This window comes from Nocardia coffeae (assembly GCF_019890715.1).
GTDB lineage: Bacteria > Actinomycetota > Actinomycetes > Mycobacteriales > Mycobacteriaceae > Nocardia > Nocardia jiangxiensis.
On the sequence record NZ_JAINZY010000002.1, the window covers coordinates 612,548 to 629,097 of the forward strand.

Below are 16,550 nucleotides of genomic sequence, written 5' to 3' on the forward strand. Positions count from 1 at the left end.
TCAGCCGACACGATGGGTCCTCCTCCTACGGTCGATCGCGGGCAAAGCGAAAAACATCCTCCGTTGTGCTGGGGGCCAAGTCTTTTCGAACTCTCCGACTGCCATTGCCGTCAGCCGAGTCGTATGCCGGCATCTCGGTGCTTCGGGCGACCAGACGCCCGGTCCGATCCCAGAACGTGTTCGTCTCGTCGACACGCTCTCCGTCGATCGGGTGATCCCGCTGCGGCAGGGCCCGTACGCAGATGGTGAGCTCGAACCTGGGGACTCGGCCGGAGACGTCGACCACGAACAGCAGCGAAATCGGGTCGGACGGCTCGCTGTGCGGCAGCGCCGGTCGAGCGGCGCCACCGGCCACCCCCGCAGTTCGTCCCGTCCGCCGGGTGGCCACTGGCAACACTGCCGAAGCTCGGCACGAGCCGGACATCGACCTCCCCATCATAGCCACCCGCACCCGGTCGGGAAGCCGCTGACCGAGACGCGCGGCAGTCCTGGCCAGCGATATTGCCGACATCGTGCACGCTCCGATTCCGTGCCGTTGCACCGGCCGGCCACCGCTTACCGGGCGGGAGCGCGAGGCAGGTCGGTGACGATGCCGGTCACGTTCCGGCCGAAGGCCGGTACGACCCGCAGGCGATCGGTGGCCGAATCCGGGGGCCGTCCGTGCTCGGGGACGACCGCGGGCAACTCGGATAGCGCGCGGCCGAGTTCGTCCGCTGCGTCGCGGGGTTGAGTTGCGCCACATGCCAGTACGACGGCATCGAACTCCGTTCGGAGCGGAGTGATGGAGATGTCGACGCCGAGTTCGGTGCCGCGGGCGAATTCCACGCGGTCGCAGTCGCGTCGGGCCGGAGCGTGGGCGAGCTCAGTCGACCTCGGACGCGCCGAAGAGCAGGCCGATGGTGACCGCACCCGGATCGGGCACGCCGACGGCGTGGTCGCCGACGTAGCTGGCCCGGCCTCGGCGGGCGCGGATATCCCTGGTGCTGCGCGCGCCGTCGACGGCCGCGGCTGCTGCGGCCTCGAATGCCTTGTCCACTCCGGTGTCCGGTGCGAGGGACCGGAGTGCGTCGACGGCGGGGGAGAGGGCGTCGACCAGGGTCTTGTCGCCGACCTGGGCCTCGCCGACGCGCTGGATGGCGGCCAGGCCCTCGGCCGTGCCCTGTGCCAGGGCCGCGGGGGTCAGGGTGTCGCCGGCGGCCCTGCTCAGAGCCTGGAACAGCAGACCGAACAGGGGACCGCTGGTGCCGCCGACGCGGTCCAGGAAGACGGTCGCGGTCGTGGTGAGAACCTCACTCGCGGAGGCGGTTTCGGGCAGGGCGGCGAGTTCGGTGCGCACCAGCGTGACCGCGCCGGTGATGTTGGTGCCGAAATCGCCGTCGCCCGCGGCCTGGTCGTAGGCGGTCAGCCGCGGTTCGGCGGCGGTGACCCGGTCGGCGAAGCCGAGGATCCAGTGGCGGGCAGTGGGTTCGGTCATCGTGCGTCCTCGCCGGTTCGGGTGGTTGCGGTCCAGGCGGCGGTGTGGGCGGGTGCGTCCCACAGCCGGGTCAGTTCGTCGTCGGTGCGGGTCAGCGACAGCGAGAAGCCTCGCATATCCAGCGCCGTCACCAGGGAGCCGACCACCTGACGTTCCAGGATGACGCCGTACTGGTCGAGAAGTGTTGCGAGACGGTCGAATACGCCGTACAGCTCCATCGGGATGGTCGCGCCCAGGCCGTTCACCATCGCGATGACACGCGACCCCGAGCCCAGGTCCAGTGCGGAGACCAGCGCGTCGGTCATATCGCTGACCAGGGCGTCGATTTCGGCGTCGTCGCGTATCCGGCCCGAACGCTCGCCGTGGATGCCGACGCCGTATTCGATTGCACCACTGGGAAGTTCGAATGCCGGTCGGCCCGTGCCGGGTGCGGTCTGTGCGGCCGAGGCGATGGCGATGCTGCGGCTCGCGTCGACGATCCGCTTGCCGAGCGCGGCCAGTTCGGTCAGCGAGCGTCCCTCGTCGGCGGCCGCGCCGAGCAGCTTCTCCACGATCACCGTCGCGCCGGTGCCGCGGCGGCCCACCGCGATATCCTCGGAGTCGGTGGCCACGTCGTCGTCCACCAGCACCCGTTCGCAGGCGATGCCGTCGTGCTGCAGGCGTTCGGCGGCTATGCCGAAGTTGATCCGATCGCCGGTGTAGTTCTTCACGATGTGCAGCACCCCACCGGATTTCGCGACCGCGCGGGAGGCCTCGTACACCTGCCGATTGTGCGGGGAGGCGAAAATCCTTCCGGGACAGGCGGCGTCGAGCATGCCGCGCCCGACGAACCCGGCATGCATCGGCTCGTGCCCCGAACCGCCGCCGGAGACCAGCCCGACCACCCGGCCCGGCGCGGGATCGACGGCGCTCAGATAGCCCGGATCCGCGGTGTACGAGACCGATCCGGCGTGCGCGCGGGCGAAGCCTGCCAGGGCCCGGTCGACCAGATCGTCGGGAGAATGGGCGAAAAAGCTCATCGAGCGGCTCCTGCGGGAGAGGGACGGGTCATCGACGGTGTTGTCGCCGCAGACCAACGGTAGCGCGCAGTTCCCTTCCCGGATTACGGTGCGACCGTGTCCGGTTCCGCGGAGCGCTCGGCCGCGGCGGCCAGGCGCTGTTCGAGGCGCTCGCCCTCGATGTCCGGATTCGGGACGTACTTGGCGAACCATTGTGGGTGGTACCAGAATTGGCGGTGCGCGATGGCCATGACCGCGGGGACGAGGGTCAGACGGACGACGAAGGCGTCGAGCAGCACACCCACCGCGAAGCCGAAACCGATCGCCTTGATCGTCGGATCCTTGTTGATCATGAAGGCGACGAAGATCGAGAACATGATCAGCGCGGCAGCGGTCACCACGCGCGCGGAGTACCCGGTGCCACGCTCGACGGCCAGGCGCGCGTCGCCGTTCTTGGTGAAGTCCTCCTTGATCCGCGAGACGACGAAAACCTCGTAGTCGCTGGACAATCCGAAGATGATGCCGAGCATGACGATCGGCAGGAAGCTGATGATCTCACCCGGCGCGATACCGAAAATGTGCTGGCCCCAACCCCACTGGAACAGCGCCACCTCGGCCCCGAACGCCGCGCCCACCGACAGCAGGAAGCCGAAGATCGACTTGATCGGCACCCAGATGGTCCGGAAGGCGAAGGTCAGCAGGATGAACGCCAGTCCGACGACCACGACCAGGAATACCGGCAGCGCCCCGGACAGTTTGGCCGAGACGTCGATATTGGACGCGGTCGTCCCGCCCACCAGAATCCGCGTGCCGGTGGAACCCTCGATCTCGTTGCGCTGGTTGCGAATCGAGTGCACGAGGTCGGCGGTCTTCGGATCGTTCGGGCCGGACTGCGGAACGACCTGGATCGTGTGCAGGGCGCCGGCACCGGATCCGGGGACGACGGCCGCGACATCGGGCAGTTTGCCCAGGGCCTGCGTGATCGGGGTGAGCTGGGTGGGATCGGCGACGTTGTCGACCACGACCAGCAGCGGCCCGTTGTATCCGGGGCCGAAATTCTGCGCGACGATGTCGTAGGCCCGGCGCTGCGTGTCCGAGGTCGGCTTGGACGAGCCGCTGGGCAGGCCGAGATTCATCTGCGTCGCCGGAGCCGCGATCACCGCGAGCAGTGCGATCCCAAGAATGAGCACCGGGTACCGCCACCGCACGACGAAGCGCGCCCAGACCGCGCCCGCGGTGCGTTCGGGCTGCTGGACGGCCTGGCGGGCGATCGCCTCGGGACGTCCCGGACGCAACGGGGACTGCAGGAATTTCGCCACCGTCCACCCCGCGAAGCCCAGCAGCGCGGGCAACAGCGTGAGCGAGACGAGCAGGGCCACCAGAACCGCGGCGGCGGCCGCCAGGCCCATCACCGTGAGGAACGGAATGCCCGCCACGGCCAGCCCGCACAGCGCGACGATGACCGTGATCCCCGCGAACACCACCGAACTGCCCGCGGTGCCGACCGCCAGCGGAACCGAATCCTCCACGCTCATATCGGCCATCAAGTTGTTGCGGTGGCGCGAGAGGATGAACAGCGCGTAGTCGATGCCGCAGGACAGGCCGAGCATGATGGCCACGGTGGTCGAGGCCGACGCGATGGTGACCACCGAGGCCAGCGCGGTGACGCCCATCAGGGTGACCACGATCCCGACGATCGCGTTGAGAATCGGCAGACCCGCGGCCACGAACGCGCCGAAGGTCACGAGCAGGATCACGAACGCGATGATCATGCCGACGATCTCGGGCACTTCGGAAACCGAGATGAGCCATCCGGGATAGGCGCTGCCCGAATACTCCACCTGCACACCGGAATTCTGCGCGGGTTCGACCGCGGTCCGCACGGCGTCGAAGGTCGAGTCCGGCACGTCCGCCGGCGCCTGCGAGTACTGCACGGTGGCGATGGCCGCCTGCCCGCTCGGTGCGATCATCCTGGTCTGGAACGGGTCGCCGACCGCGACGACGCCCGGAATCGCCTGCAGCTTCGCGATCATCGAGTCGATCGCGGTCATGTTCCCGGCGTCGGTGATCTTCGCGTTGCCGTGCGTGGCCAGCACGATCTGGGTCTGTCCACCCGCGGCCGCGGGCATCTCGCGGGTGAGAAGTGTTGCCACGTCCTCGGATTCGGTGCCGGGAATGGTGAAGTTGTCGTTGGTCTTCCCGCCGCTCACCGTGCCGAGCACGATCATGAGCACCGCGAGCAGCAACCACAGGGCAAGCACCAACCTGCGGTGGTGGAAGGACCATTTCGCCAAGCGATTCAAATAGGTGGACATCCAGTGGCCTTCCCATGGCAACGATCAGTCGAACCGGTGGCCTGTTTCGCTTCTGCGCGAGTGCCGCACCGGAATCGATCACCGTGCCCGAACAGCCCGCAAACACGGAGCATACCGACCGATCGCGTCGGTTCAGGGGATGTGGCGATACGGCGGGTGCTTGCGGCCCCGCGCGTCCTACTGCGCGGTCCGCAGCACGATCTTGCCGCGCGTGTGCCCACCGGCGACCCGCGTGAGCGCCACCCGGACCTGATCCAACGGCAGCACGGCCTCGATCGTCGGCCGGAGTTTGCCCGCGTCGACCAGGCGACTCAATGCGTCCAAGCGCTGCCGATCGGCGTGTGCGGCGAACGTGTCGCCGGTGATTCCGCGCTCCAGATCGGGCAGCGGGTCCTGCATGATGATGGAGATCGCCCGGCCGCCGTCGCGGACCGCGGTCAGCGCCAGGTCGCGGGTCGGTCTGCCGGACCCGTCGAACAGCAGGTCGACACCGCCGCCGACGGCCGCGCGAACGTGCTCGGCCCACTCGGGGTCGTGATAGTCGAAGACCTCGCTCGCGCCCAGGTTCCGCAGGTAGTCGTGGTTGTGTGGGCTGGCCACCCCGAGGACGCGGGCCCCGACGGCTGCCGCGATCTGCACGGCGGCGCTGCCGACGCCGCCCGAGGCCGCGGTGATCAGTACGGTTTCACCGGTTCGCAGTCCGCCGCGATCGATGAGTCCCTCGTAGGCGGTTCCGGCGCCGATCACCAACCCCGCCGCCTCGGGGAAGTCGGTTGTGGCAGGCATCGGGGCCATCCGGGCCGAGTCCACCACCGCCAGTTCGGCGAATCCGCCGCCGACGGGGAACGTCGTCCCGTACACCCGTTGGCCCGGTTGAAATTCGGCTCCGTCATGGATCGCCTCGACCACTCCGGCGATCTCCTGCCCCGGGACGAACGGCGTGCTCAGGCCCGGAAAACCGTTGCTGAGCATCCCGACATCCCACGGCCCGACACCCGCGCAGTGCACCCGCACCAGCAGCTGTCCGGCTCCGGGGGTCGGAGTCGGCCGATCGGTCAGGTGCACGCTGTCGATCCCGCCCAGTTCCCGCGCTACCGCCACTCGCATGATTCGCCTCCAGTTCGTGTTCGGACCATCGACGTTCCGATCTGCGCTCCGGCCGTTCGGCCTCCGCGCCGGACAATCCACCGGCTGGTCAGCCCGCCGGGCGTGCGCGAGATTCGTGACGAATCGTCAGCCTGGCACGAGTGCTGCGAACCTCGACCGCACTCCAGGAGTCTCGGGCGTGTCGGTGCGCCACTGTGGAGATACCGGTGGGTATCCGAGGGATCGGTTGGTCTCTGAGGTTCGTGGCATAATCGCTGGCATGGTCGAGCGCTGGACGAGGGAGCGACGCCTCGAGCGCACTCGCGCACTGCTCCTGGACGCCGCGCAGGAAGTGTTCGCCGAGAAGGGCTTCACGGCCGCGACCATCGATGACATCGCCTCCGCGGCCGGCTACACCAAAGGCGCCGTCTACAAACACTTCACGACGAAGGAAGAACTCTTCCTGGCGCTGAGCGACCGGTTCTGGCGGCGGTACTTCGACACCTTCACCGAGGTGCTGTCCGCGGCAGGCGAGGTGGGCGCCCGCGAACTCGACGAAATCGCCCGACGGTGGCGCGATCTGAGCCGCGATCGGGGCGCCGAGCACGCCGCCCTCGGGCACGAGTTCACGCTGTACCTGATCCGCAACCCCGAGGCCCGCGCACGAGTCGAGGCCAAACGGACCGAGGTCGCCGAGGAATTGGGCAAGTTCGTCACAGAGGGCCTGGACCGCATCGGCGGAGCCCTGTCGGTCCCACCCCTGACCTTCGCGCACGCGCTCATCGCCACCAGCGATTCGGTCGTGCTCGGCAGCGAACTGGTCGATATCGACCTCTACCGGCCGGTCCTGGAAATGTACATGTCGGCGATCAAACTCCCGACGACGCAGACAACTCCCGACGACGCAGCCGGTTCGTGACAGCTGTCCGGCAGGGCTGGTCGCGTCGGATCGCCGAAGATGCTCTAGCTGTCGCGGATTCGCCGGGAACATGTCCCGATCGTCGGCGCCGCAATGTGCACATCGTCCGAGCGAGACTGCTCGGTGGTCGACGCGGGATTCGCACCGCCTGCGAGAACTTGTCGTAACTTTCTTCGGCGCAAAGCCATCGATCCGAGCGAAATGGTTGTGGTGTAAGTATTTTCAGGCCAGGGGCTGTCGTAGACCTGAACTGCCCGGGTGCCCGAGGCCGTGGGTGACACCTGATCCGTAATCGGCTCTACGCCAACATGTTATAACTGCGGCCGATGAGATCGTCTGTGCCACAGTATGGTTGGATGATCTCGATATCGGGAGTCCGGCTGCACCTCGGACCGTGAGTGCGGCCGACGACGGTCGACTCCGGTTCGGCGGCCGGACCATTCTGCTCGTCGTGCCCTCGGTTGTGCCGAAGGGTGGAAAGTGGGGAAAAATGCTTGGAATCACCCTGTGCACAGCGAGGCGCGCGGTGGCCGTCGCGGCGCTGCCGCTGGCCGCGACGGCCGTGTTCGCCGGGGTCGCCTCGGCCGACACCGGTCGGGCTGCCGAGCCCGTGGCCGGAATTCCGTTGCAGAAGGACACTTCGACCAACCCTGACGCGCTGATCCCCGACCCGGTGCTCAACGGTGCGTCCCTGGGGGGCTCGGTCGGCTCCGCGGTCGGGTCGGCCGTCGGCCTGGCGACGGGGTCGGTGACCGGTTCCGCGGGTTCCGCGCTGGGCACGATCATCGGCGCCATCGTCGGTGCGACGAACCCGAGTGTCGTGCCGCAGGTCCTGCCCTGACCTAGCTGCTCGGCGGTGGTCGAAAACCGTTGATCAACTACGTGTTTCGCTGGCTCGCTCGGGTCGGTGCAGTGCCACCGCGGGCACCAGCCGGGGTACCGGCGGCAGCGGCGCGGACCCGGGAGAGGCGTGGAACGCCTGCAGGATGTGGGCAGCGAAGCGGCGCGATGCCGCCAGGCGTGCGGCGGGCGTATCCGCGTGAATTCCGTTGTTGGCCATGATCATCAGGATGAGATCGTCCAGGACGATATCGGGCCGCAGTTGTCCGCTGTCCTTGGCGCGGCGGATCAGTTCGGCCGCGCCGGTCAGCGAGGACGTGCGGATCGCGGCGAAATCCATCGCGTGCGGGAACGTGGACATGAACGCCGCGGTGAAGCCGTGGTCGCGCGCCTGCAACTCGCAGAGTTGCTCGACCGCACCGCAGAAGCCGCGCCACGGATCCGGGTCGGCCAGTCCCTCGTCGACGATGGATCGGCAGGCGAGCATCTGATCGGTGAACGCCTCGGCGATCAACATCTCCTTGGTCGGGAAATGGCGGTAGACGGTGGCGGGGCCGACCTCGGCGCGGCGCGCGATCTCCCGGATCGGTACCTCCAGGCCGTCGGTGACGAATACCGAGCGCGCCGCGTCGAGGATGCGTTCGCGGTTGTCCCGGGCGTCCGAGCGCAGGTTGTGAGGCAAATGAGCGGTCACCGCTCTCACTTTAGCTAAACGGACGGGGGCGTCCGTTACGTTCCGCTGGTCGGTCCCGATCGAAGTGAACAGGGAGATACCAGTGCAGGCAGTAACGATCGAAGAGTTCGGAAGCCCCGAGGGTCTGGCGGTGGTCGAGCTGCCCGACCCGAGTCCGAGCGGCGGGCAGGTGTCGATCGCGATCGAGGCGATCGGCGTCGGTGGGGTCGATGCGCTGATCCGCAGCGGCACGTTGGGTGATTACGGATTCACCTCCGGCCACATCCTCGGCAGCGAGGTCGCGGGCACCGTGACTGCCGTCGGCGAGGGCGTCGACGCCGCGTGGGTGGGGCGGCGGGTGTGGGCGTTCACCGGTATGGGCGGCTACGCCGAACAGGTCGTCGCCCCCGTCGAGAACGTCATCGCGCTGCCGGAGACACTGTCGGCGGCAGCCGCGGTGACGCTCGGCAGTTCGGGTATGGTGGCCCATTTCGCTTTGCGCCATGTGCATTTCGCGCCCGGCGAGTCGGTGCTGGTGCGCGGCGCGGCCGGGGGTATCGGTGTCATGGCGGTCCAGCTCGCGGCGCGGTCCGGTGCGAGTGCGGTGGCGGTCACGACGTCCTCGGCCGAGCGTGGTGATCGCCTCCGTGAACTCGGCGCGACGCACGTGCTGGACCGCGCGGGCCGGGGTCCGGCCGATGCTCCCGCAGGGTACGACGTCATCATCGACATCATCGCCGGGCCGGATCTGCCCACCTTCTTCGACAAACTCGAACCGAACGGCCGCATGGTGGCCGTCGGCGCGATGGGCGGCTGGCCGCCGGTGGACTTCGGCAAGGAGATGGTGGCGGGCTTCAGGAAGTCGATGTCGTTCGCCACCTTCAGCGCCGACACCATCGCCATGTCCGACCGGCAGGCCGTCACCGCCGAGCTGTTCGCCGACGCGGCTCGTGGCGAGCTGAAATCGGTTGTGCACGAGACGCTCCCGTTGCGCGAGGCGGTCGTGGCCCATCAGCGGATGGCGGCCGGAGAGGTTTTCGGCAGGGTGGTGCTCACGCCATAGCGGAGTGAGGCCGAGATTCTGCGAACTCAGCGTCCCCGGGGAACCTGATTGAACGGAACGTCGCGGTCGGCGGTGTGCTCGCGGGGCATGCCCAGTACGCGTTCGCTGATCAGGTTGCGCGCCATCTCGGTGCTGCCGCCGCCCAGGCTCCCGGCGTTGCGGAACAGGTAGTCGATGCCGACCTGTCCGTTGCCGGGACCGCCGGGCGCGCCGGTCGCCGCTGCCGTGCCCGCGATGCGCAGTGCGGAATCGGTTTGCAGCCAAGTGGTTTCGGCGCCGAACAGCCGCACGAGCGACCCTGCCGCCGGGGGCATCGCCCCGGCGGCGATCGCACCCGAGACGTGCGCGATCAACTGGTCACGCACGATGCGCGTCGTTCGTGCCGCGCCGATGTCCTCCCGCACGCGGGGATCGTCGAGGGAGCCGGTGCTGCGGGCCAGTTCGATGAGGGTGTCCGCCTCGCCGCCCAGATGTGGCTGGTCACCGCTGATGTAGGGGGAGCTGCCGCCCACCGCCGCGCGCTCGTGGTGCAGCAGCGTGGTCGCGGCCGCCCAGCCGCCGCCGACCTCGCCCAGCACCGAATCCGCGGGGAGCCGGACGTCGTCGAAGAACTCCTCGCAGAATTCGACCGACCCGGTGACCTGCCTGATCCGCCGGATGGTCAGGCCCGGGGCGGTCGTGGGCACCAGGAACAGGGTGAGCCCTTGATGTTTGGGCACATCCCAGTTCGTGCGGGCCAGGCAGAGTCCGTAGTCTGCGGCGTAGGCGCCCGAACTCCAGATCTTGGTCCCGTTGAGAACCCATTCGTCGCCGTCGCGTTCCGCGCGGGTGATCAGCCCGGCCAGGTCCGAGCCGCCCCGCGGCTCGGACAGGAACTGCACCATGACCTCCTCGCCCCGCAGCACCGCGGGCAGCCGGGTGCGTTTCTGCTGCTCGGTGCCCAGGTCCAGCAGCGTCGCCGCGCAGATGGCCAAGGTCGGCACATTCAGTGCCAGCGGCATCTCGTAAACGAGCGACTCCTCGCTGAACGCTCGCTGATGAGCCGGGGTGAGCCCTTGTCCGCCATACTCTTTCGGGAAGCAGATCCCGGCGAACCCGCCGTCGAACAGGGTCCGCTGCAATTCCCGGTGGCGGGCCCAGACAGCCTCGTCGAAGGCGCCGACGTAGTACTCGGTCGCGGGCGGCAGGTTCTGCCCGAGCCAGCGGCGGGCTCGGTCGCGGAAGCTGTCGATGGGTTCGATGGTCGTGTGGCGCTCGGTCATGGCAGGTCTTTCTGGAACAGCGGGCCAGGGACCGTTGTCCCGGATGCCCTCGTCTTCGAGAATATAGTTTGTCGATATCGAGAGTAATATTCTCACAGATGCTGTTGAGCGCGACCGGTCTAGTTCTCCGGGTGGACCTCGCTGTCGATGGGCGCGGCGGCGGATCGGGTGAGGGAGGTGGTGACCGTCCGGTGAATCAGCCGGGCGGCCGTTCTGGCGGTGCGGTCGTCGATATCGAGCGCCGGGTTGAGTTCGGCGACGTCGAGCAGGGCGAGTTTGCCGCTGCCCGCCACGAGGTCGCACACACGCTGGACGACGTCGAGCGGGACTCCGAACGCGGCCGGTGCGCTGACGCCGGGTGCGACGGCCGCGGGCAGGACATCGAGATCGATGGTGAGGTAGAGCAGGTCCACGGTGTCGAGGAAATCGGTGACGAACGATTCGACGCCGGTCAGGTTCGCCGTGGTGCAGTCGTCGTCGAGCAGGTACTTCACGCCGAGGTCGTCCGCGGTGGCGAACAGTGTCGCGGTATTGCTCGGCTGCGCGATGCCCAGCACCGCGTAGTCGAACCGGCGGCCGTGTTCGCGTTCCCGGTCGGCCATTTGCCGGAATGGTGTTCCGGAGGACGGGCGCGCGTCCGCCCGCAGATCGAAGTGGGCGTCGAGGTTCAGGACTCCGAAATGTGCTCCGGCAGCGACGTATTCGCTGTTCGCTACGCCGAGGTAGCTGCCGTACGCGACCTCGTGGCCACCGCCCAGAATCGTGACGAGGTGGCCGGCATCGATCAACTGCGTCGCGGCCGCGCCGAGACGATACTGTCCCTGCTCGAGATCCGTTCCGCCGACCACGACGTCACCGGCGTCGTAGACGCGGATCGGCGCGGCCAGCGCCAGCGGGCCGAGAGCCCGGCGCAGCGCCGCCGGACCCTCTGCGGCGCCCGGACGTCCCTTGTTGCGGCGCACGCCCTCGTCGCTGCGGAACCCGAGCAGGACTCCGGCTCCGGACTCGGCGTGCTCGGGCAGCGGTTCGACGGCCCGATGCCAGCGCAGGTGCTCGATGCCGGGTCCGTCGTCACGGCCGGTCCAAGCGGTGGGTTCGACGTCGGTGTACCTCACCGGAGGCGACCGTCCTTCCAGATTTCGCGGACCAGCGGCACGCCGGGGCGGTAGGCCAGGTGGATGTGCGAGGGTGCGTCGAGTGCGATGAGATCGGCTCGAGCACCGACGGTGATTCGTCCGATATCGTTGCGGCGCAATGCCACCGCGCCGCCCGCGGTGGCCGCCCAGACGGCCTCGTCGGGGCTCATGGCCATCTCACGCACGGCCAGCGCGATGCAGAACGGAATGCTGGTGGTGTAGCTGGTTCCGGGGTTGCAGTCCGCGGCCAGGGCCACCGTGACACCGGCATCCAGCAGTGTGCGCGCGTCCGGGTATTTGCCGCGGGTCGAGAAGTCCGCGCCCGGCAGCAGGGTGGCAACGGTGTTGCTCGCCGCCAACGCGTCGACATCGGAGGCGGTGGTGTGGGTGACGTGGTCGACCGATGCGGCATGCAACTCCACGGCGAGTTGCACGCCCGGGCCGTAGCCGAGCTGATTGCCGTGCACGCGCGGGACGAGTCCGGCCGCCGTCCCGGCCCGCAGGACGGCCCGTGACTGATCGAGATCGAAGGCACCCCGCTCGCAGAAGACATCGATCCAGCTGGCGTGCGGAGCGCACGCGGGAATCATCTCGTCGATCACCATGTGTACGTAATCGTCTGTGCGCCCGGCGTATTCGGGTGGGGTGACGTGCGCCGCGAGCAGTGTGGCCTCGGTGGTGTGCCGCTCGAGGATCTCGAGGCTGCGGAGTTCGTCGGCGACGGACTGGCCGTAGCCGGACTTGGATTCGATCGTGGTCGTGCCCGAACGCAGCGATTCGGCAACCAGCCGGGCCGTGTTGCGGTCCAGTGTGGCGTCCGAGGCGTTCCGGGTGGCGGCGATCGTGGTGCGGATGCCTCCGGCCTCGTAGGGTGCGCCGGTCATGCGGGCGGCGAATTCGTCGGTGCGGTCACCGGCGAACACGAGGTGGGCGTGGCTGTCGACGAACCCGGGCAGCGCCGCGCGGCCGCCAAGGTCGTGGCGTGTCGCGGCGCTGCCCTCCGGGATTCGGGCGCGCGGGCCGACCCACTGCACGAGGCCGTCGCCGAGTACGACGGCGGCGTCGCGGATCACGCCCAGCGGGCCCTGTCCGAGTTCGGGATCGTTGGTCACCAGGGCGCCGATGTTGTCGACGACCGTCCACGGGACGTGCTGTCCCGATTCCTCGCGCATGGATCTAGTTCTCCTGCATCGGAATACGCACTCCGCGTTCGGCGGCCACCTGCGCGGCGTGCTCGTATCCCGCGTCGACGTGCCGGATGACGCCCATGCCCGGGTCGTTGGTCAGCACCCGTTCGAGTTTGCGGGCCGCCAGCTCGGTGCCGTCGGCGACGCAGACCTGACCGGCGTGGATCGAACGGCCCATGCCCACCCCGCCGCCGTGGTGGATCGATACCCACGACGCGCCCGACGCGGTGTTCACCAGCGCGTTGAGCAGCGGCCAGTCGGCGATGGCGTCCGATCCGTCGAGCATGGCCTCGGTCTCGCGATACGGCGAGGCGACCGAGCCGGAGTCGAGGTGGTCACGCCCGATCACGATCGGCGCGGACACTCGTCCGTCGGCGACCATCTCGTTGAACTTCAGGCCCGCCCGGTGCCGTTCGCCATAGCCGAGCCAGCAGATCCGCGCGGGCAGGCCCTGGTAGGCGACCTGCTGCTCGGCCATGGTGATCCAGCGACGCAGATGCTCGTTGTCCGGGAACAGTTCCAGCACCGCGCGGTCGGTCGCCTCGATGTCCTTCGGATCACCCGAGAGGGCCGCCCAGCGGAACGGGCCCAGTCCCTCCTCGAATTGCGGGCGGATGTAGGCGGGAACGAAGCCGGGGAACTCGAATGCGCGCTCGTATCCGGCTTTTCGCGCCTCGTCGCGGATGGAGTTGCCGTAGTCGAAGACCTCGGCGCCCTTGTCCTTGAACCCGACCATCGCGGCGACATGTCTGGCCATCGACGCTCGCGCCTGCTCGGTGAACCAGGCCGCATCCTTGTCCGCGGCCTGCTTCATATCCTCGAAGGCGATGCCCGCGGGCAGGTAGGACAGCGGGTCGTGGGCGGAGGTCTGGTCGGTGACGATATCGATCGGGGCGTCCCGGTCGAGCAGTTCGGGGAAGACCTCGGCCGCGTTGCCGACCAGCCCGATCGACAGTGCGCGGCGTTCGTCGCGGGCGGCGGTGGCCAGCGCCAGCGCATGGTCTATGTCGGTGGCCTGGACGTCGAGGTACCGGTGCGCGATGCGGCGTTCGATGCGGCTGCGGTCGCAGTCGACGCAGATCACCACGCCGTCGTTCATGGTCACCGCCAGCGGCTGGGCGCCGCCCATACCACCGACACCGGCGGTCAGGGTGATCGTCCCGGCCAGCGTGCCGCCGAACCGCTTGCGCGCGACGGCGCCGAAGGTTTCGAAGGTGCCCTGCAGGATGCCCTGGGTGCCGATGTAGATCCACGACCCCGCGGTCATCTGCCCGTACATCATCAGACCGGCGGCCTCGAGTTCGCGGAACTTCTCCCAGTTCGCCCAGTCTCCGACGAGATTGGAGTTCGCGATCAGCACGCGCGGAGCCCACTCGCTGGTCCGGAACACCCCGACCGGCTTGCCGGACTGCACCAGCATGGTCTCGTCGTCTTCCAGGTCGCGCAGCGTCGCCACGATCGCGTCGAACGCCGCCCAGTTCCGGGCGGCACGTCCGGTGCCGCCGTAGACGACCAGATCCTCGGGGTGTTCGGCGACCTCGGGGTCGAGATTGTTCATGAGCATCCGCAGCGCGGCTTCCTGCTGCCAGCCCTTGCACGACAGGGTGGCGCCGCGGGGTGCGGAGATGATGCGGGGTGGGGTGGAGGCCACGGCGGCGTCCTTCCGGAAGTAGGTCTCGATGCTGGTGTTCCCATGACACCCCGGGGCAGCGTGTTGTTCGAGGGTGTGATCGATACTATTGTCTCGGATCCGAGACAATCTGGGTGAAGGCGCGCGGCGGAGGTGTGGATGGCGTCGAGTACATCACCTGCGGTCGGCCGAGCGCTGGACGTGCTGCTCTATCTGGCGACCCGATCGGGACCGGTGGCCGGTGCGGCCATCGTCCGGGATCTGGACCTGCCTCGGTCCTCGGTGTATCACCTGCTCGACGTGCTGATCGCGCGCGGTTTCGTGGTGCATCTACCCGAGGAGCGGTCCTACGGGCTCGGCATCGCGGCCTTCGAGATCGGTTCGGCCTATCTGCGGCACGAGGCGCTGGAGATCCGTGCCCGCCCGATTCTCAAACGACTGGTCGCCGAGGCGGGCGAAACCGCACATCTGGGCATCCTGCACGGCGCGGAAACGCTGTACCTGCTCAAAGAGCAGCCGACCGTGACGCGGGTGCCGGTCACCCTGGTCACCGATGTGGGCGTGCGACTGCCCGCCCACCTGACCGCCAACGGGCGCTCGATCCTGGCTCATCTGCCCGCCGCGCAGGTCAGAGCGTTGTTTCCGGACAAGGCCGCGTTCATCGATCGCACCGGTGCGGGCCCGGCGTCGCTGCCGGAACTGCGCAGGATGCTGACCTCCGAGCGGGGGCAGGGCTTCGCCGAGGAGGACGGGCTCATCACGCAGGGCCTGCGGTCGGTCGCGGCCTGCGCGTTCGATCATCTGGGCAGACCCGCCGCGGCGTTCAGCGTGACGCGGCGGCGCGATCGATCCGGCGTCCCGAGGGACGCGCTGGTGCAGGCGGTGCGGGAGGCGGCTCGGCAGTTGACCCGGACGATGTCCGGCCGCGCACCCGAGGGCTGGTTCGCCGCGTCCTAGCAGCTGGACTGTCGGCCTCGGATGTTCGAATATGAGATCGTTGTCTGGTATCCGAGACCACTGTGCTGTTCTCGGCGGCGATCGCGATCGAAAGGTGCACGGCAGCTGTGGCGACGAGCAGTAGGGTCAAGTCGGCCGAGCGGGTCCTGGATGTGCTGGATCTGCTTGCCCGCAGGGGGGTTCCGTTGGCCACCATGGATATCGCCGAATCCCTCTCCATGCCCAAGAGCACCACCCACCATCTGCTCAACGTCATGCGCGAACGCCGATTCGTGTCGTACTGGCCGGATCAGCGAGCCTGGACGCTGGGGGTTTCGGCGTTCGAGGTCGGCGCGTCCTATATGCGGTCCGGGCCGCTGCACCGTGCGGGACAGAAATACATGCTCGCGCTGACGAACGCGACGAACGAGACCTCACATCTGGCGGTGTTGCAGGGGACCGATGTGATCTACCTGGACAAACGTGAGCCGCTGACGCCGGGCGTCCGGTTGGTCACCGAGATCGGATCCCGCCTGCCCGCACATCTCACCGCCGTCGGCCGGGCCATCCTGAGCCGCCTCGATCCCGAGCAGCTGGCCGATATCTACGACGGCTACACCTGGCCGGTGCGCACGGGTTCGGGCCCCACGTCGCTGGCCGAGCTGCGCCCGGTTCTGACGGAGACCCGCGAGCGCGGCTACGCGTACGAGAAGAGTTCCACCACAACGGGAATCGACTGTATCGCCAGTCCGGTGGTCACCAGGGACGGCCGCGCGGTGGCAGCGCTGGGGGTGGCGTACATGGCGGCGGTCAAGTCCGATCAGGACATCGAGGCCATCGCCGCGGCGGTGACCACTACCGCGGGGGAATTCTCCGCCGGGTTCGGTGCGCGGGTGGACGATTCGCTCGTGGAGATGGGGATCGCCTGAGGTCGGAGCGCTCGTTCCGCGCGCTCGACGGGTCTTCGCTCTTGACGCAGCCCGTCTTTATGTCTTGTATACGAGACGTAAGTCTCAAATGAGGTACGAGGA

The 16,550-nt window shown here is 68.4% G+C and carries 15 protein-coding genes; 5 read left to right on the plus strand and 10 right to left on the minus strand.

What is annotated here, in order from left to right; all coding sequences use genetic code 11:
• Positions 1-555 precede the first annotated feature (555 nt).
• The 5 genes from K7711_RS11985 to K7711_RS12005 form a co-directional block, all read right to left on the minus strand.
• Positions 556-825 (minus strand): hypothetical protein, encoded by a 270-nt coding sequence (locus K7711_RS11985; protein ID WP_222969397.1) that lies wholly within the window; start codon positions 823-825, stop codon positions 556-558.
• A gap of 37 nt (positions 826-862) precedes the next feature.
• On the minus strand, positions 863-1,474 hold the full coding sequence (gene dhaL / locus K7711_RS11990; RefSeq protein ID WP_222968575.1) for a dihydroxyacetone kinase subunit DhaL: 612 nt from the start codon (positions 1,472-1,474) through the stop codon (positions 863-865).
• Entirely contained in the window at positions 1,471-2,493 is a 1,023-nt protein-coding gene (locus K7711_RS11995) for a dihydroxyacetone kinase subunit DhaK (RefSeq protein WP_222968577.1), read from the minus strand. The genes dhaL and K7711_RS11995 overlap by 4 nt, the downstream gene beginning before the upstream one ends.
• A gap of 83 nt (positions 2,494-2,576) precedes the next feature.
• Positions 2,577-4,787, minus strand: a complete 2,211-nt coding sequence (locus K7711_RS12000; protein WP_222968579.1) for an MMPL family transporter — start codon at positions 4,785-4,787, stop codon at positions 2,577-2,579.
• Positions 4,788-4,964: 177 nt separating this feature from the next.
• Positions 4,965-5,894 carry an NADP-dependent oxidoreductase gene (locus tag K7711_RS12005; protein WP_222968582.1) on the minus strand — a complete coding sequence of 310 codons (930 nt, stop codon included), beginning with the start codon at positions 5,892-5,894 and terminating at the stop codon, positions 4,965-4,967.
• A gap of 259 nt (positions 5,895-6,153) precedes the next feature.
• Here K7711_RS12005 and K7711_RS12010 point away from each other — a divergent pair, with 259 nt between their 5' ends.
• The gene (locus K7711_RS12010; protein WP_222968584.1) at positions 6,154-6,792 is read left to right on the plus strand and encodes a TetR/AcrR family transcriptional regulator; all 639 of its coding nucleotides are present in this window, start codon (positions 6,154-6,156) and stop codon (positions 6,790-6,792) included.
• Positions 6,793-7,282: 490 nt separating this feature from the next.
• Complete coding sequence (locus K7711_RS12015) at positions 7,283-7,633, plus strand: hypothetical protein (RefSeq protein ID WP_222968586.1); 351 nt, start codon at positions 7,283-7,285, stop codon at positions 7,631-7,633.
• Between the two features lie 33 nt (positions 7,634-7,666).
• On the opposite strand, the gene K7711_RS12020 is transcribed toward K7711_RS12015, so the two are convergent.
• Entirely contained in the window at positions 7,667-8,326 is a 660-nt protein-coding gene (locus tag K7711_RS12020) for a TetR/AcrR family transcriptional regulator (RefSeq protein ID WP_308014652.1), read from the minus strand.
• 82 nt (positions 8,327-8,408) lie between these two features.
• Between K7711_RS12020 and K7711_RS12025 the strand changes: the two genes are divergently transcribed.
• Positions 8,409-9,368, plus strand: coding sequence for a zinc-dependent alcohol dehydrogenase family protein (locus tag K7711_RS12025; RefSeq protein ID WP_222968588.1), 960 nt, complete (start codon positions 8,409-8,411; stop codon positions 9,366-9,368).
• A gap of 26 nt (positions 9,369-9,394) precedes the next feature.
• Here K7711_RS12025 and K7711_RS12030 read toward each other — a convergent pair whose 3' ends face one another.
• From K7711_RS12030 to hutU, 4 genes are all read right to left on the minus strand, one after another.
• On the minus strand, positions 9,395-10,630 hold the full coding sequence (locus tag K7711_RS12030; protein ID WP_222968591.1) for an acyl-CoA dehydrogenase family protein: 1,236 nt from the start codon (positions 10,628-10,630) through the stop codon (positions 9,395-9,397).
• A gap of 119 nt (positions 10,631-10,749) precedes the next feature.
• On the minus strand, positions 10,750-11,745 hold the full coding sequence (gene hutG / locus K7711_RS12035) for a formimidoylglutamase (protein WP_222968593.1): 996 nt from the start codon (positions 11,743-11,745) through the stop codon (positions 10,750-10,752).
• Positions 11,742-12,938, minus strand: a complete 1,197-nt coding sequence (gene hutI / locus K7711_RS12040; RefSeq protein WP_222968595.1) for an imidazolonepropionase — start codon at positions 12,936-12,938, stop codon at positions 11,742-11,744. The genes hutG and hutI overlap by 4 nt, the downstream gene beginning before the upstream one ends.
• Before the next feature lie 4 nt (positions 12,939-12,942).
• Complete coding sequence (gene hutU, locus K7711_RS12045; protein WP_222968598.1) at positions 12,943-14,604, minus strand: urocanate hydratase; 1,662 nt, start codon at positions 14,602-14,604, stop codon at positions 12,943-12,945.
• Positions 14,605-14,742: 138 nt separating this feature from the next.
• Here hutU and K7711_RS12050 point away from each other — a divergent pair, with 138 nt between their 5' ends.
• Both K7711_RS12050 and K7711_RS12055 read left to right on the plus strand, forming a co-directional pair.
• Entirely contained in the window at positions 14,743-15,540 is a 798-nt protein-coding gene (locus K7711_RS12050; protein WP_222968600.1) for an IclR family transcriptional regulator, read from the plus strand.
• A 107-nt stretch (positions 15,541-15,647) separates the two neighbouring features.
• Positions 15,648-16,448 carry an IclR family transcriptional regulator gene (locus K7711_RS12055; RefSeq protein WP_308014653.1) on the plus strand — a complete coding sequence of 267 codons (801 nt, stop codon included), beginning with the start codon at positions 15,648-15,650 and terminating at the stop codon, positions 16,446-16,448.
• Positions 16,449-16,550: the final 102 nt, after the last annotated feature.